General features: G+C 66.0%; 13 protein-coding genes. 4 read left to right on the top strand and 9 right to left on the bottom strand.

What is annotated here, in order from left to right:
- Positions 1–2: 2 nt before the first annotated feature.
- Both cyoB and cyoA read right to left on the bottom strand, forming a co-directional pair.
- Entirely contained in the window at positions 3–2,027 is a 2,025-nt protein-coding gene (gene cyoB / locus ACS5PN_RS01850; RefSeq protein ID WP_439462241.1) for a cytochrome o ubiquinol oxidase subunit I, read from the bottom strand.
- Positions 2,028–2,035: 8 nt separating this feature from the next.
- Positions 2,036–3,121, bottom strand: a complete 1,086-nt coding sequence (gene cyoA / locus ACS5PN_RS01845; protein ID WP_439462240.1) for a ubiquinol oxidase subunit II — start codon at positions 3,119–3,121, stop codon at positions 2,036–2,038.
- Between the two features lie 114 nt (positions 3,122–3,235).
- Between cyoA and ACS5PN_RS01840 the strand changes: the two genes are divergently transcribed.
- From ACS5PN_RS01840 to ACS5PN_RS01825, 4 genes are all read left to right on the top strand, one after another.
- On the top strand, positions 3,236–4,567 hold the full coding sequence (locus tag ACS5PN_RS01840) for an MFS transporter (RefSeq protein WP_439462239.1): 1,332 nt from the start codon (positions 3,236–3,238) through the stop codon (positions 4,565–4,567).
- Between the two features lie 112 nt (positions 4,568–4,679).
- Positions 4,680–5,345, top strand: coding sequence for a glutathione S-transferase family protein (locus ACS5PN_RS01835; RefSeq protein ID WP_439462238.1), 666 nt, complete (start codon positions 4,680–4,682; stop codon positions 5,343–5,345).
- Positions 5,314–5,661, top strand: coding sequence for an ArsR/SmtB family transcription factor (locus ACS5PN_RS01830; protein WP_439462237.1), 348 nt, complete (start codon positions 5,314–5,316; stop codon positions 5,659–5,661). Before ACS5PN_RS01835 ends, ACS5PN_RS01830 begins: the two co-directional genes overlap by 32 nt.
- Positions 5,658–6,116, top strand: coding sequence for an SRPBCC family protein (locus ACS5PN_RS01825; protein ID WP_439462236.1), 459 nt, complete (start codon positions 5,658–5,660; stop codon positions 6,114–6,116). Before ACS5PN_RS01830 ends, ACS5PN_RS01825 begins: the two co-directional genes overlap by 4 nt.
- 19 nt (positions 6,117–6,135) lie before the next feature.
- Here the strand turns inward: ACS5PN_RS01825 and ACS5PN_RS01820 are convergent, their stop codons facing one another.
- The 7 genes from ACS5PN_RS01820 to ACS5PN_RS01790 form a co-directional block, all read right to left on the bottom strand.
- Positions 6,136–6,423, bottom strand: a complete 288-nt coding sequence (locus ACS5PN_RS01820; RefSeq protein WP_439462235.1) for a hypothetical protein — start codon at positions 6,421–6,423, stop codon at positions 6,136–6,138.
- Positions 6,381–10,343 carry a phosphoribosylformylglycinamidine synthase gene (purL, locus tag ACS5PN_RS01815; RefSeq protein WP_439462234.1) on the bottom strand — a complete coding sequence of 1,321 codons (3,963 nt, stop codon included), beginning with the start codon at positions 10,341–10,343 and terminating at the stop codon, positions 6,381–6,383. The genes ACS5PN_RS01820 and purL overlap by 43 nt, the downstream gene beginning before the upstream one ends.
- Positions 10,344–10,429: 86 nt before the next feature.
- On the bottom strand, positions 10,430–11,743 hold the full coding sequence (locus tag ACS5PN_RS01810; protein WP_439462233.1) for a TRZ/ATZ family hydrolase: 1,314 nt from the start codon (positions 11,741–11,743) through the stop codon (positions 10,430–10,432).
- A 19-nt stretch (positions 11,744–11,762) separates the two neighbouring features.
- The gene (locus ACS5PN_RS01805) at positions 11,763–12,686 is read right to left on the bottom strand and encodes a ribokinase (RefSeq protein WP_439462232.1); all 924 of its coding nucleotides are present in this window, start codon (positions 12,684–12,686) and stop codon (positions 11,763–11,765) included.
- Between the two features lie 64 nt (positions 12,687–12,750).
- Complete coding sequence (gltA, locus tag ACS5PN_RS01800) at positions 12,751–14,061, bottom strand: citrate synthase (RefSeq protein ID WP_439462231.1); 1,311 nt, start codon at positions 14,059–14,061, stop codon at positions 12,751–12,753.
- A gap of 24 nt (positions 14,062–14,085) precedes the next feature.
- Positions 14,086–14,349 (bottom strand): succinate dehydrogenase assembly factor 2, encoded by a 264-nt coding sequence (locus tag ACS5PN_RS01795; RefSeq protein WP_439462230.1) that lies wholly within the window; start codon positions 14,347–14,349, stop codon positions 14,086–14,088.
- Positions 14,350–14,352: 3 nt separating this feature from the next.
- Complete coding sequence (locus ACS5PN_RS01790; protein ID WP_439462229.1) at positions 14,353–15,054, bottom strand: succinate dehydrogenase iron-sulfur subunit; 702 nt, start codon at positions 15,052–15,054, stop codon at positions 14,353–14,355.
- Between the last annotated feature and the right edge of the window lie 16 nt (positions 15,055–15,070).

Below are 15,070 nucleotides of genomic sequence, written 5' to 3'. Positions count from 1 at the left end.
GGTCAGGCAGCGGACGCGAGGGCACGGGTGCGCTCGTCCTCGGTGCGGGTCACCGCATCAGCCGGGATGTGGTAGTCGCGGTCGTAGTTGAAGGTGTGCACGATGGCCGCAATGACCGTCGCCGCGAAGCTGAAGGCCGCGATCCACCACATATGCCAGATCAGCGCGAAGCCCATCAGCGTGGCCAGCATGGCGATGACGAAGCCGGCGCCGGTGTTCTTGGGCATGTGGATGGGCACGAAACCGGTCGTCGGGCGCTCCGCGCCGCGCTGCTTCATGTCGTACCAGGCGTCCATCTCGTGGGCAATGGGCGTGAAGGCGAAGTTGTAGTCCGGCGGCGGCGAGGACGTGGACCACTCCAGCGTGCGGCCACCCCAGATGTCGCCCGTCGTATCGGCCAGTTCCTTGCGGCGCAGGATGCTGACGGCGATCTGGATCAGGAAGGCGCCGATGCCCAGAGCCACCAAGCCCGCGCCAATGGCGGCGACGACGAAATAGGGCTGCAACGTCATGTCGTCGAAGTGGCTGACGCGGCGCGTGATGCCCATCAGACCCAGCACATACAGCGGTGTGAAGGCCAGCCAGAAGCCGATGAACCAGCACCAGAACGAGACCTTGCCCCAGAAGGCGTCCAGGCGGAAGCCAAAGGCCTTGGGGAACCAGTAGTTGATGCCGGCGAACACGCCAAACACCACGCCGCCGATGATGACGTTGTGGAAGTGGGCGATCAGGAACAGGCTGTTGTGCAGCACGAAGTCGGCCGCCGGCACGGCCAGCAGCACGCCGGTCATGCCACCGATCGTGAAGGTGATCATGAAGCCCACCGTCCACAGCATGGGCACCTCGAACTGGATGCGGCCACGGTACATGGTGAACAGCCAGTTGAAGATCTTGGCGCCCGTCGGGATCGAGATGATCATCGTCGTGATGCCGAAGAACGAGTTCACGCTGGCGCCCGAGCCCATCGTGAAGAAGTGGTGCAGCCAGACGAGGTAGGACAGGATGGTGATGACGACCGTGGCATAGACCATGGACGCGTAGCCGAACAGCTTCTTCTGGCTGAACGTGGACACCACTTCGGAGAACACGCCGAAGATGGGCAGGATCAGGATGTAGACCTCGGGGTGGCCCCAGATCCAGATCAGGTTCACGTAGAGCATGGCGTTGCCGCCAAGGTCGTTGGTGAAGAAGTTGGTACCGAGGTAGCGGTCGGCGGTCAGCAGCGCGAGGGCCGCGGCCAGCACGGGGAAGCTGGCGACGATGAGCACGTTGGTGCACAGCGACGTCCACGTGAAGACGGGCATCTTCATCATGGTCATGCCAGGCGCACGCATCTTGATGATGGTGGCGATCAGGTTGATGCCCGACAGCGTCGTCCCTACCCCCGCGATCTGCAATGACCACAGGTAGTAGTCCACCCCGGGGTCAGGGCTCGCCAGGATGCCCGACAGCGGCGGGAAGGCCAGCCAGCCGGTCTTGGCGAACTCGCCGACGAACAGCGAGATCATGACCAGGATGGCGCCGCCCACCGTCATCCAGAAGCTGAAGTTGTTCAGGAAGGGGAAGGCCACGTCGCGCGCGCCGACCTGCAGCGGCACGACATAGTTCATCAGGCCCGTCACGAAAGGCATCGCGACGAAGAAGATCATGATGACGCCGTGGGCGGTGAAGACCTGGTCGTAGTGGTGCGGGGGCAGGAAGCCGGCGTTGTCGCCGAAGGCCATGGCCTGGTGGGCCCGCATCATCAGCGCGTCGGCAAAGCCGCGCAGCAGCATGATCACGCCCAGGATCATGTACATGATGCCGATCTTCTTGTGGTCGATGCTGGTGATCCAGTCGCGCCACAGATGGCCCCAGAGCTTGAACTTCGTGATCAGGAAGAAGACGGCGAGGCCACCCAGGGCGACGGCAATGAAGGTGGCGACGAGGATGGGCTCGTGCAGCGGCAGCGAATCCCAGCCCAGGCGGCCGAGGATGGGATGCAGCTTGTCGAGCGCCTGGTGTTGGGCAACAACGGGATTGGACATCGGAGGACTCAGTTCTTCTGCGAGGCCGGGGAGACGGCCGACGCATCGGCGGTCTCGACGGGCAGACCCAGCGGGTTGGCAGGCGTGCACAGGCCGGCGACGACGGTGCGCTCGCGCAGGCCACCCTCGGCATCGCGCCAGGGGCTGCGCATGGTGCTGGCCAGGCCGCCCTTGCCGGCGCCGCCGGCGGCGTCGATGGCCATCATCTGGCTCGCGCACATCTTCTTGCCGTCGACGCAGCGGTCGACGATGGCGCCCCACAGGCCCGGCTCGACGCTGGCGTAGCGGCGCACGGCTTCCTTGGTGCTGGGCTGCTCCAGCTTGAGGTAGTCCTCGCGCGTCAGCTTGGCCCCCCCGGCCTTGCCGGATTCGACCCAGCGGGCGAATTCTTCGTCGCTCAGGCCGTGGAACTTGAAGCGCATGTCCGAGAAGCCGGCGCCGCTGTAATGGGCCGAGATGCCGTCATACACGCCAGCCTTGTTGATGATGGCGTGCAGCTGGGTCTCCATGCCCGGCATGGTGTAGATCATGCCGGCCAGGGCGGGCACGTAGAAGGTGTTCATCACGCTGGTGGACGTGAAGCGGAAGTGGATGGGGCGGTCCACCGGCGCGGCCAGCTCGTTGACGGTGGCAATGCCCTGCTCGGGGTAGATGAACAGCCACTTCCAGTCCATGGAGACGGCATAGACCTCCAGCGGCTTCACGTCGGCGGCCAGCGGCTTGCCTTCCGAAATGCGGTCCAGCGGGCGGAAGGGGTCGAGCTTGTGGGTGCTGATCCAGGTGATGGCGCCCAGCGCGATGATGATCAGCAGCGGCGCGCCCCAGATGACGAGTTCCAGGCGGGTGGAGTGGTCCCAGTCCGGCGCATACGTCGCCTCGGTGTTCGATTGCCGGTAACGGAAGGCAAAGAACAGCGTCAGCGCGATCACCGGAACGATGATCAGCAGCATCAGCAGCGTCGAGGTGACGATGAGCTGCGCCTGCTGGTTCGCGATGTCGCCATGCGGCTTCATCACGATCCAGTCGCAGCCGGACAAAGCGAAGCTGGCTGACACAACCAGGGCGCTTGTAAGGAGAGACTTGTTGGGGTACATCCTGAGAGGCGCGCGAGGGTTAACGATCTTGCGGGCAGCGACGGAATGTAAGTTGATTGAGGCAAATCAACGATTGGACATTTTGTCCAAGGCACAGACGGAGACAAGCTCGAAATGGCAGTTGCAGGTAGTACCTTCCCTAGCCCCCAATCCGGTCCGCTGACCACCCGCAGCGACGAGGATCTGGCCCCCGGCGACATCGCGGTGGGCGTCATCATCGGCCGTGCGTCCGAATATTTCGACTTTTTTGTGTTCGGCATCGCCTCGGTGCTGGTCTTCCCGCAAGTCTTCTTCCCCTTCGCCGACAAGCTGACCGGCATCCTCTACGCCTTCCTGGTCTTTGCGCTGGCTTTCGTCGTCCGACCGGTCGGCACGCTGATCGGCATGTCCATCCAGCGCCATTTCGGCCGCTCGACCAAGCTGACCGCCGCCCTCTTCCTGCTGGGCTGCTCCACCGTCGGCATGGGCCTGCTGCCGGGCTATGCCGAAGTCGGCGCCACCGCCGTCTGGCTGCTGGCCCTGTGCCGTGTCGGCCAGGGCATCGCCCTCGGTGGCTCCTGGGACGGCCTGCCCTCCCTGCTGGCCCTGAACGCCCCGCAGCACCGCCGCGGCTGGTACGCCATGCTGGGTCAGCTGGGCGCGCCGCTGGGCTTCCTGGTGGCCTCCAGCGTCTTCATCTACGTCTACGGCAGCCTGGAGGCCAAGGACTTCCTGTCCTGGGGCTGGCGCTTCCCCTTCTTCACCGCCTTCGCCATCAACGTCGTCGCCCTGTTCGCGCGCCTGCGCCTGGTGGTCACGCACGAGTACGAGAAGCGCATGGAGGAGCATGAGCTCGACCCCGCCTATCTGCGCGAGCTGCTGCCGGCCCAGGGCCATCACGTCGTCATCGGCGCCTTTGCCGCCCTGGCCAGCTATGCCCTCTTCCACCTGGTGACCGTGTTCCCGTTGTCCTGGGTGGCGCTGTCCGACCCGCAGGGCATCCAGGATTTCATGAAGATGGAGCTGCTGGGCGCCGCCTTCGGTGCCGTGTCCATGCCCATGTCCGGCCTCATCGCCGACAAGATCGGCCGCCGCAGCTATCTCGGCACCATGGCCGTGTGCATCGGCATCTTTGCGCTGTTCGCGCCCTTTATGCTGGGCGGCGGCAAGCCCGGCCAGGCGGCCTTCATCCTGATCGGCTTCGTGCTGCTGGGCCTGTCCTACGGCCAGTCGGCCGGGTCAGTGACGTCCAACTTCCTGCCCCACTTCCGCTACACCGGCGCGGCCCTGACGGCCGACATGGCCTGGCTGCTGGGCGCCGCCTTCGCGCCTGTGGTGGCCCTGTACCTGTCCTCGCAGTTCGGCCTGCTGTCGCTGACGGCCTATCTGATGTCGGGTTGCCTGGCCACGCTGGTGGCGCTGCGCATCAACAAGCAGCTGCAGGTGGCTGCGGTGGTGGAAGACTGAAGCAAGTCTCCTCAAGCGAAAGCGGGCCCCAGCCCGCTTTTGTTTGCCGCGACAGTTTCCAATCAAAGAAAGTTTCCATACACTTAGCCGTATCGGAAACTGAAAGCGAGCCATGGCCCTGACGCTGCACTCCCATCCCCTCTCCTCGCACTGCTGGAAGGTGCTGATCGCGCTGTACGAGCACGGTACGCCCTTCGAGGCCCGCCTGGTCAATCTGGGCGATCCGGCCGCGCGAGCGGCCTACGCCGAACTCTGGCCGACAGCCAAGATCCCGCTGCTCGTGGATGGCGAGCGCGTCGTGCCGGAAACCTCCATCCAGATCGAATACCTGGATCGCGAGCGCCATCAGTTGCTGCCCGAAGGTTTCGACGCACGGCTGCAGGTGCGGCTGTGGGATCGTCTTTTCGACTGCTATGTGATGGACCCCATGCAGCGCTACATCGCCCAGCAGCTGCGCCCCGAAGCCGAGCGCGATGCCAAGGCCCAGTCCGACGCCGTTGCCGCCCTGGGCCGGGCCTACGACCTGATCGAGGGCCGCATGGGCCCTCACGACTGGGCGGCCGGCGATGGCTTCACCATGGCCGACTGCGCGGCCGCGCCGGCCTTGTTCTACGCCAGCACCATCCGTCCGTTCTCCGCCGAGCACGTGCGGCTGTCCGCCTACTTCGAACGCCTGTTGGCCCGCCCCTCGGTCTGGCGCGTCATCGTCGAGGCGCGCCCGGTCTTCCCCTACTACCCGCTGCACCATGCCGTCCCCGCTCGCTTCCTCGCCGACTGAGCGCCTGGACCGCCTCTTTGTCGCCCTGGCCGACGGCAACCGCCGCGCCATGGTGGACCAGCTCAGCCGCGGGCCGGCCTCGGTGTCCGACCTCGCACGGCCGCTGGCGCTGCGCCTGCCCTCGGCGGTCAAGCACCTGGCCGTGCTGGAGGCCGGCGGGGTCGTGCAGTCGGACAAGGCCGGCCGCGTGCGCACCTACCGCATCGCACCGGATGCCTTTGGGGGGCTCGAGAACTGGGTGGCCGAGCGCAAGGCGCAGTGGCACCGCCAGTTCGACGCCCTCGAAGCACTTCTCGAATCACAGGACAAGCCATGACGACGCCCACCGCCCACACCAGCTTTGTACTGGAGCGCCGCTTCAAGGCCTCGGCCGCCCGAGTCTTCGCCGCCTGGGCCGACCCGGCCGCCAAGCAGCGCTGGAACGACTGCCATGCCGAGACCGGCGCCACCGAGTTCAGCATGGACTTCCGCCCCGGCGGCTTCGAGATCTACCGCAGCCAGCTCGATGACGGCACACCGCTGGCCGTTGACAAGGTCTTCCTCGACATCGTGGCGAACGCGCGCATCGTCTTCGCGTATTCGATGGCGATGGGCGGCCGCGCGCTGTCGGCCTCCCTCGTCACCGTGGAATTCTCAGACAGTGCTTCAGGCTCGACGCTCAAGCTGACCGAGCAGCTCGCCTACCTGGACGGTCATATGGACATCAAGCAGCGCCGCCGAGGTACTGAAGAGGGCCTCGAGCGCTTGCTGCTAGAAGTCGAGGCAATCTAGCGCCAACCAAGCACAGCGGCTAAGGCGTATCGGGGACTTCCAAGACAGCATCCAACAAGGCCTGAACCGAAGCAGGACCCGTCAGCTTGTTGTCCATGAAATCAGAAAAGATGTGATTCGGCCTTGTCTTCAAGCCGAAGGGCAACGCTTCCAACGAGTTGTACTCGCCGCCGACGACTGCCCAGGCCTCATGGATGTTCTCGAAATCGCCTTCGCGAATTCGCTGGACGATCCAAGTCTTCCGCTCGGCCTGATTCACCGAGCTCAGCCCAACGCCTTCCGCGCGTTGTGGAACATCTTCAACCACGGGCTGTGCTCGCTCTTGTCGCCCGAGGTCCAGCTCATCAGCACATTGCGGAAGACGCGTTCCGGGTGGGGCATCAGCGCGGTGAAGCGGCCATCAAGCGTCGTCACCGAAGTCAGACCACCCGGGCTGCCGTTCGGATTGAACGGATAGGCCTCGGTCGCCGCGCCGTGGTTGTCGACAAAGCGCATGGCCTTGATGACCTTGCCGGCGTCACCCTGGCGAGCAAAGTTGGCAAAGCCCTCGCCGTGGGCGACGGCGATGGGCACGCGGCTGCCGGCCATGTCCTTGAAGAAGACGCTGGGCGAATCCAGCACTTCGACCAGGGCCAGACGGGCCTCGTACTGCTCGCTCTGGTTGCGCGTGAAGCGCGGCCAGGCGTCGGCGCCCGGGATGATGGGCGCGAGGGCCGCCAGCATCTGGCAGCCGTTGCACACACCCAGGGCCAGCGTGTCCTTGCGCTCGAAGAAAGCGCGGAACTGCTCGGTCAGCACCGGGTTGAACATGATGCTGCGCGCCCAGCCTTCGCCGGCGCCCAGGGTGTCGCCATAGCTGAAGCCGCCGCAGGCCACGAAGGCCGCAAAGCCATCCAGCTTGACCGCGCCCGACTGCAGGTCGCTCATGTGCACGTCGAAGCTGTCGAAGCCGCCCAGCGACATCGCATAGGCCATCTCGACATGGGAGTTGACGCCCTGCTCGCGCAGGATGGCGACCTTGGGCCTGGCGCCGGTGGACACGAAAGGTGCCTCAGGCTTGAACGTCAGGTGCACATGCAGGCCCGGGTCGTCGGCCTTGCCGGCGGCAGCGTGCTCCGCGTCCGCGCCGGCCGGGTTGTCGCGCAGCTTGGCAATGCGCCAGGACACTTCGTCCCAGGTCTGCTGAAGCGCCGTGAGATCGGCGCCGAAGACCTTCTTCGCATCGCGCCAGACTTCCATCTGACGTGACGCATTCGGCTTGGCGACGACATGCGAATGCCTGGACAGGCCATGGGCGCGCAGCACCTGCATGACGGCGTCGCGGTCGCTGGCGCGCACCTGGATGACGGCGCCCAGTTCCTCGGCGAACAGCGCACGCAGCGTCAGCTCCTCGCGGCGGGCGCCGACCTGCGTGGCCCAGTTCTTGGAGTCGCCGGTGTCGGCACGGCTGTCGCTGATGCCGTCGCCTTCGGTGACCAGCATGTCAACGTTCAGACTCAGGCCGGTCTGGCCCGCAAAGGCCATCTCGCAGGCCGCCGCCCACAGGCCGCCGTCGGAGCGGTCGTGATAGGCCAGCAGCTTGCCGGCGGCGCGCAGCTCGTTAATGGCGTTGACCAGCGAGACCAGCAGCTTCGGGTCGTCCAGGTCCGGCACGTCCGAGCCGAACTGGTTCAGCGTCTGCGCCAGGATGGAGCCGCCCATGCGGTGCTGGCCCTGGCCCAGGTCGACCAGGATGGCGCAGGAGTCTTCGCGCTGCCACTCGGGCGTCAGCGTGCCGCGCACGTCGGCAATGCTGGCAAAGGCGGTGACGATGAGGGATACCGGCGCGGTGACCTGCTTGTCGTCCCACTTGGTACGCATGGACAAGGAGTCCTTGCCGACCGGGATGGAGATGCCCAGAGCCGGGCACAGCTCCATGCCGACGGCCTTGACCGTGTCGAACAGGGCCGCATCCTCGCCAGCCTCGCCGCAGGCGGCCATCCAGTTGGCGCTGAGCTTGACGCGCGGCAGCTCGAAGGGCGCGGCCAGCAGATTGGTGATGGCCTCGGCCACAGCCATGCGGCCCGAAGCCGGCGCATTGACGGCGGCCAGCGGCGTGCGCTCACCCATGCTCATGGCTTCGCCGGCAAAGCCCTTGAAGTCGGCCAGCGTGACGGCGCAATCGGCCACCGGCACCTGCCAGGGTCCGACCATCTGGTCGCGGTGGTTGAGGCCGCCGACGGTGCGGTCGCCGATGGTGACGAGGAAGCGCTTGTTGGCCACGGTGGGGTGGCGCAGCACATCGAAGGCGGCCTGCTCGAGCTTGACGCCGTTGAGATCCAGCGTGCCGCCATCACGGGCCACGCGCTTGACGTCGCGCTGCATCTTGGGCGGCTTGCCCAGCAACACATCCATGGGCATGTCGATGGGATGGTCGTCGCCGGACTGCTCGTCGACGAGCTTCAGGTCACGCTCTTCGGTGACCACGCCGACGACCGCGAACGGGCAGCGCTCACGCGCGCACATCGCCGCAAAACGCTCCAGGCTGTCCGGCGCAATCGCCAGCACATAGCGCTCCTGGCTCTCGTTGCACCAGATTTCCTTTGGCGCCAGGCCCGACTCTTCCAGCGGCACCTTGCGCAGGTCAAAGCGCGCGCCGCGGCCGGCATCGTTGACCAGCTCAGGGAAGGCATTGGAGATGCCGCCGGCGCCCACATCATGGATGGCCAGGATGGGGTTCGTCGCGCCCAGGCCCCAGCAGTGGTTGATGACCTCCTGCGCACGGCGTTCGATCTCGGGGTTGCCACGCTGCACGGAGTCGAAGTCCAGGTCGGCCGTGTTGGTGCCTGCCGCCATCGATGAGGCCGCACTGCCGCCCATGCCGATGCGCATGCCCGGGCCGCCCAGTTGCACCAGCAGGCTGCCGGCCGGGAATTCGATCTTGTGGGTCAGGTCCGAGCGGATGGTGCCCAGGCCGCCCGCGATCATGATGGGCTTGTGATAGCCACGGCGCACGCCGTCCACGGACTGCTCGAAGACGCGGAAATAGCCCGCCAGATTGGGTCGGCCGAACTCGTTGTTGAAGGCCGCGCCGCCGAGCGGCCCGTCGATCATGATCTGCAGCGCCGACGCGATGTGGGCGGGCTTGCCGACGGGGTTCTGCTCCCAGGGCTCGGAGAGGCCCGGCAGATGCAGGTTGGACACCGAGAAGCCCGTCAGACCGGCCTTGGGCTTGGAGCCGCGGCCGGTGGCGCCTTCATCGCGGATCTCACCGCCGGCGCCCGTGGACGCGCCCGGGTGGGGCGAGATGGCCGTCGGGTGGTTGTGCGTCTCCACCTTCATCAACACCTGGGCCTGCTCGGCGCGCGCCACATAGGCCGCGCCCGGCTGGGGTGCCGGCATCCAGCGCTCGATGGCGTGGCCTTCCATGATGGCCGCGTTGTCCGAGTAGGCGACGACCGTGTGCTGGGGGTTCAGCTTCTCGGTGTTGCGGATCATGCCGAACAGGCTCAGTGGCTGGGCCTCGCCGTCGACGATGAATGACGCATTGAAGATCTTGTGGCGGCAGTGCTCGCTGTTGGCCTGGGCGAACATCATCAGCTCGACGTCGCTGGGGTTGCGGCCGAGCTTCTTGAAGTTGGTATCGAGGTAGTCGATCTCGTCGGTCGACAGGGCCAGGCCGAATTCGACGTTGGCCTTCTCCAGCGCCGCACGGCCGGCGCCCAGCACGTCCACATGGGCCAGCGGCTCGGCGGTGCGCTCGTCGAAGAGATGCGCCGTGTCCTCGCGGGTGAAGCAGACCGATTCGGTCATGCGGTCATGCAGCAGCTCGGCGCAGGCCTGGAGTTCGGCCTCGGTGAGGTGCTTGGTGCCGCCCAACAGGCCGGACTTCAATGCCACGCGGTATTCGACGACACGCTCGACGCGCTTCAGGCTCAAGCCGCAGTTGCGGGCGATGTCGGTGGCCTTGGAGGCCCAGGGGCTGACGGTGCCGAAGCGCGGTGCGACGACGACCAGGTCGCCGCTTGCCGCCGCATCGGCGGGCTCACCATAGGTCAGCAGGGCTTCGAAGCGTTCACGCGCATCTGCCGCCATCGGGACGTCTGTCCACACCCAGTGCACCGCACGGGCGCTGACGCCACTGATGCGTTCGTTGACCTGTTGCAGCCGGCCCAGCAAGGCCTGGGCGCGGAACGTGGACAAGGCGTTGCCGCCCTCGAAACATTGCAGATGCAGGGTGCGGGTCATGGCGTCGGGAGGCGGCCGGCGTAAGGGGAAACGCGCATTCTAGGAGGGCCAACCCCCTATTCCGACTTTGACCATTCAGCAAAATTTCAGGTGCTGGACTTCATGCGCTCCACCACCTCGCGCACTTCGCCCAGCAGGGCCGGCACATCGATGGTCGTCGGCTGGCGCTCCTTCAGCACCTGGCGGCCGCCGATCCAGACATTGCTGACCTGCTCGCGGCCAGCCACGTAGACCAGCTGAGCGGCGGCGTTGTAGACCGGCTGGCACTCGATGCTGTCCAGCGACACGGCGACGACGTCGGCCAGCTTGCCGACTTCCAGCGAGCCCAGGTCGTCGGCGCGGCCCATGGCCTTGGCGGCGCGGATGGTGGCCATCTCCAGCGCGGTGCGCGCCGTGGCCACGGTCGGGTCGCCGGTGATGCCCTTGGCCAGCAGGGCTGCCGAGCGGATCTCGCCGAACATGTCCAGGCGGTTGTTGGAGGCGGCACCGTCGGTGCCGAGGATGGTGTTGACGCCCGCGGCTTCCAGCGCCTTCAGCGGCATCACGCCCGAGGCCAGCTTGAGGTTGGAGTTGGGGTTGTGCACCAGGTGCACGCCCTTCTTCGCCATCAGGGCTATCTCTTCCTCGTTGAGGTGGACCATGTGCACGGCGATCATGCGCTCGTTGAACAGGCCCAGCTTGTCCAGGCGCGCGATGGGGCGCACGCCGTGGGCCTTGATGCCGTCCGTCACCTCACCTGCCGTCTCGTGGATGTGGCAGTGCATCTGGATGTCCAGCTTCTCGGCCAGATCACGCAGCTTGATGAAGGTCTCGTCGGACACCGTGTAGGGCGCATGCGGTGCGCTGGTCCAGTCCAGCAGCTTCTCGCCCTTGTACTGCTCGTAGGCGGCCACGCCCTTGGCGATGTAGTCGTCCGGGCCCGAGGCATAGCCGGTGGGGAAGTCGATGACGTTCATCGACACGGCGGCGCGCACACCCGAGTCCACCGCGGCGCGGGCCATGGCGGTCGGGAAGAAGTACATGTCGTTGATGTAGGTCGTGCCGCTGCGCAGGCCTTCGGCGGCGGCGAGCTTGCTGCCCAGATAGGTCCAGTCCTCGCTGACCCACTTCTTCTCCAGCGGCCAGATGTGGTTCTGCAGCCAGTCCATCAGCGGCACGTCGTCGGCAACGCCGCGCAGCAGCGTCATGGCCGAGTGGGCATGGCCGTTGATGAGGCCGGGGATGAGGATCTGCTCGGGCAGCTCGACGCGCTCGGCTTGTGGGTACTGGGCCAGCAGGTCGGCGCGCGGGGCGATGGCCTTGATGCGCTCGCCTTCGATCAGCAGGCCGTGGCCTTCCAGCGTCGCTTCACCGGCCTTCATGGTCAGGATCCAGCGGGGCAGCAGCAGGGTCTGGGACATCTTGTTCTCCTTGTGGAATTCAGTGCTTGTTCAGCGATTCTTGGACTTCGGCGCGGCGCGGCATCGCGTCCTGCACGCCGGGGCGTGACACCGCGATAGCCGCGGCGGCCTGGGCGAAGGCCAGCGCGCTCGCGATGGGCTGGCCTTCGGCCAGGGCGGTGACGAGAGCGCCGACAAGGGTGTCCCCGGCGCCGACGGTATCGACGGCCTTGACCTTGCGCGCCGGCACGCGTCGGGTCCCTTGCTCATCGACCCAGCACAGGCCTTCGGCGCCTAGAGACACCAGGACGGCCGCCGGCCCTTTGGCCCGCAGCGCCTGGGCCAGGGCCTCGGGCTCGGCCACGCCGCCGCCCAGCGTCGTCAACAGGGCTTGAGCCTCAAGTTCATTGACGACCAGCAGGTCGACAAGGGGCAGCAAGGCCTCACAACCGGGGCGGAAGGGGGCCGCATTCAGGACCGTCTTCACGCCGGCCGCATGGGCACGCTCAAAGGCGCGGGCGACGCTTTGCAGCGGCAGTTCCTGCTGGGCCACCAGCCAGCGCAGGCCGTCGAGCTCCAGCGCCTCCACCTGCTCCAGCGGCAGCATGCCATTGGAGCCCGCCACGGTGACGATCTGGTTCTCGGCATCCTCGGCGCCGACGACGATCAACGCCACGCCCGGCACCTCATCGGCCGGCTGGGCGATGGCGCGGGTGTCGACGCCCTCGCCTTTCAGCTGCTCGACCATGGCTGCGCCGTTCTCCAGCAAGCCCACGCGGGCCGCCAGCGCAACTTTGGCACCGAGACGCGCCGCCGCCACCGCCTGGTTCGCGCCCTTGCCCCCCAGGCAGGAGCCGAAGCGCTGGCCGCGCAGCGTCTCGCCCGGCAGGGGCAGGCGCGGCGCGTGCACGATCAGGTCGCGATTGACGCTGCCAAGCACCAGGATCTCAGCGGCTGCGGTCATCAAGTCTCCAAAAGCAAGAAACCCCTCGGGGGAAACCGAGGGGTTCGCGTGAGGCGAGAGTCGATCAGCGCTGGGCGATGGGCTTGACGTCGCGCGGGGTGGCGCCGACGAAGAGCTGGCGCGGGCGGCCGATCTTGTACTCGGGGTCGCCGATCATCTCATTGAGCTGGGCGATCCAGCCGACCGTGCGGGCCAGCGCGAAGATGGCGGTGAACAGCGGCACCGGGATGCCGATGGCGCGCTGCACGATGCCCGAGTAGAAGTCGACGTTCGGGTAAAGCTTGCGGGCAACGAAGTACTCGTCTTCCAGCGCAATCTTTTCCAGCTTCATGGCCAGCTCGAACAGCGGGTCGTTCTGCAGGCCCAGCTCGTTCAGGACTTCGTGGCAGGTCTCGCGCATCAGCTTGGCACGCGGGTCGTAGTTCTTGTAGACGCGGTGACCGAAGCCCATCAGCTTGACGCCGGAGTTCTTGTCCTTGACCTTGTTGACGAACTCGCCGATGCGGGCGACGCCGCCCTGCTTCTGGATGTCGCCCAGCATGTTCAGCGCCGCTTCGTTGGCGCCGCCGTGAGCGGGGCCCCACAGGCAGGCCACGCCGGCCGCGATGGCCGCGAAGGGATTGGTGCCCGACGAACCGCACAGGCGCACGGTCGAGGTCGACGCGTTCTGCTCGTGGTCGGCGTGCAGCGTGAAGATGCGGTCCATCGCGCGCACCAGCACGTCGTTGGGCTTGTAGTCCTCGCAGGGCGTGGCAAACATCATGCGCATGAAGTTGCCGGCGTAGCTGAGGTTGTTCTGCGGGTAGATGTAGGGCTGGCCGATGGTGTACTTGTAGGCCATGGCCACCAGCGTCGGCATCTTGGCGATCAGGCGGATGGCCGAGATCTCGCGGTGCTCGGGGTTATTGATGTCCGTGCTGTCGTGATAGAACGAGGACATCGCACCCACCAGGCCCGTCATGACGGCCATCGGGTGGGCGTCACGGCGAAAGCCCCGCAGGAAGAACTGCATCTGTTCATTCACCATCGTGTGGTGCATGACCTTGTTCTCGAAGTCGGCCTTCTGGCTTTCGTTCGGCAGTTCTCCGTACAGCAGCAGATAGCAGGTCTCGAGGTAGTCGCAGTTCACCGCCAGCTGGTCGATGGGGTAGCCGCGGTACAGCAGCTCGCCCTTGTCCCCGTCGATATAGGTGATGGTCGAGTTGCACGACGCCGTCGACAGGAAGCCGGGGTCATACGTGAACTTGCCGGTCTGCGCGTAGAGCTTGCGGATGTCGATGACATCCGGACCGATCGTGCCCTTGTACAGGGGCAGGTCCATCGAGGGGCTGCCGTCGGAGAACGACAGGGTGGCTTTGACGTCGGACGGGGTCATGCTTGAGTCCTTAGGGTTTTGAAATCAGGTGCGCAGGTCGGCAAGGACGCCTCGCACGGCAGTGGTGTCGATTTCACCACTGGGTTCCTTGCGGCGCAGTAACAGGTCGAGCAGGTCGTTGTCGGCCAGGTCCATCAGTATCGTCAGGCCTTCGGCCTGCGCGACGCTGATGCCTTCGTCGGCATGTCGGGTAAAGAATCGTTCGATGAAGAGGTCGTTCTCCAACAGGCCACGCCGGCAGCGCCAGCGCAGCTTGGAGAGTTCGCGTTCACCGATCAGTTCAGGCATGCGTCAGACGGCCCGGCGGACCATCAGTTCCTTGATCTTGCCGATGGCCTTCGTGGGGTTCAGGCCCTTGGGGCAGACATCCACGCAGTTCATGATGGTGTGGCAGCGGAACAGGCGGTACGGATCTTCGAGGTTGTCCAGGCGTTCGGCGGTGGCTTCGTCGCGGCTGTCGGCGATGAAGCGGTAGGCCTGCAGCAGGCCGGCCGGGCCGACGAACTTGTCGGGGTTCCACCAGAAGCTCGGGCAGCTCGTCGAGCAGCTCGCGCACAGGATGCATTCGTACAGGCCGTCCAGCTCCTCGCGCTCAACGGGCGACTGCAGACGCTCCTTCTCGGGCGGCGGGTTGTCGTTGACGAGGTAGGGCTTGATCGAGTGGTACTGCTTGAAGAACTGCGTCATGTCGACGATGAGGTCGCGCACGACGGGCAGGCCCGGCAGCGGCTTCAGCGTGATGACACCCGGCAGCGTGCGCATGTTGGTCAGGCAGGCCAGGCCGTTCTTGCCGTTGATGTTCATCGCGTCCGAACCGCAGACGCCTTCGCGGCAGGAGCGGCGGAAGGACAGCGTGGGATCGACCGCCTTCAGCTTGACCAGGGCGTCGAGCAGCATGCGCTCATGGCCGTCCAGCTCGACCTCGAGGGTCTGCATGTAGGGCTTGGCGTCCTTGTCGGGGTCGTAGCGGTAGATCTGGAAGGTGCGCTTCATGTTCTTGATGTCCTTG

The sequence above is a fragment of the Roseateles sp. NT4 genome, assembly GCF_051857475.1.
Taxonomy (GTDB): Bacteria; Pseudomonadota; Gammaproteobacteria; order Burkholderiales; family Burkholderiaceae_C; genus Pelomonas.
This window is presented reverse-complemented; position numbering and strand designations above follow the sequence as displayed.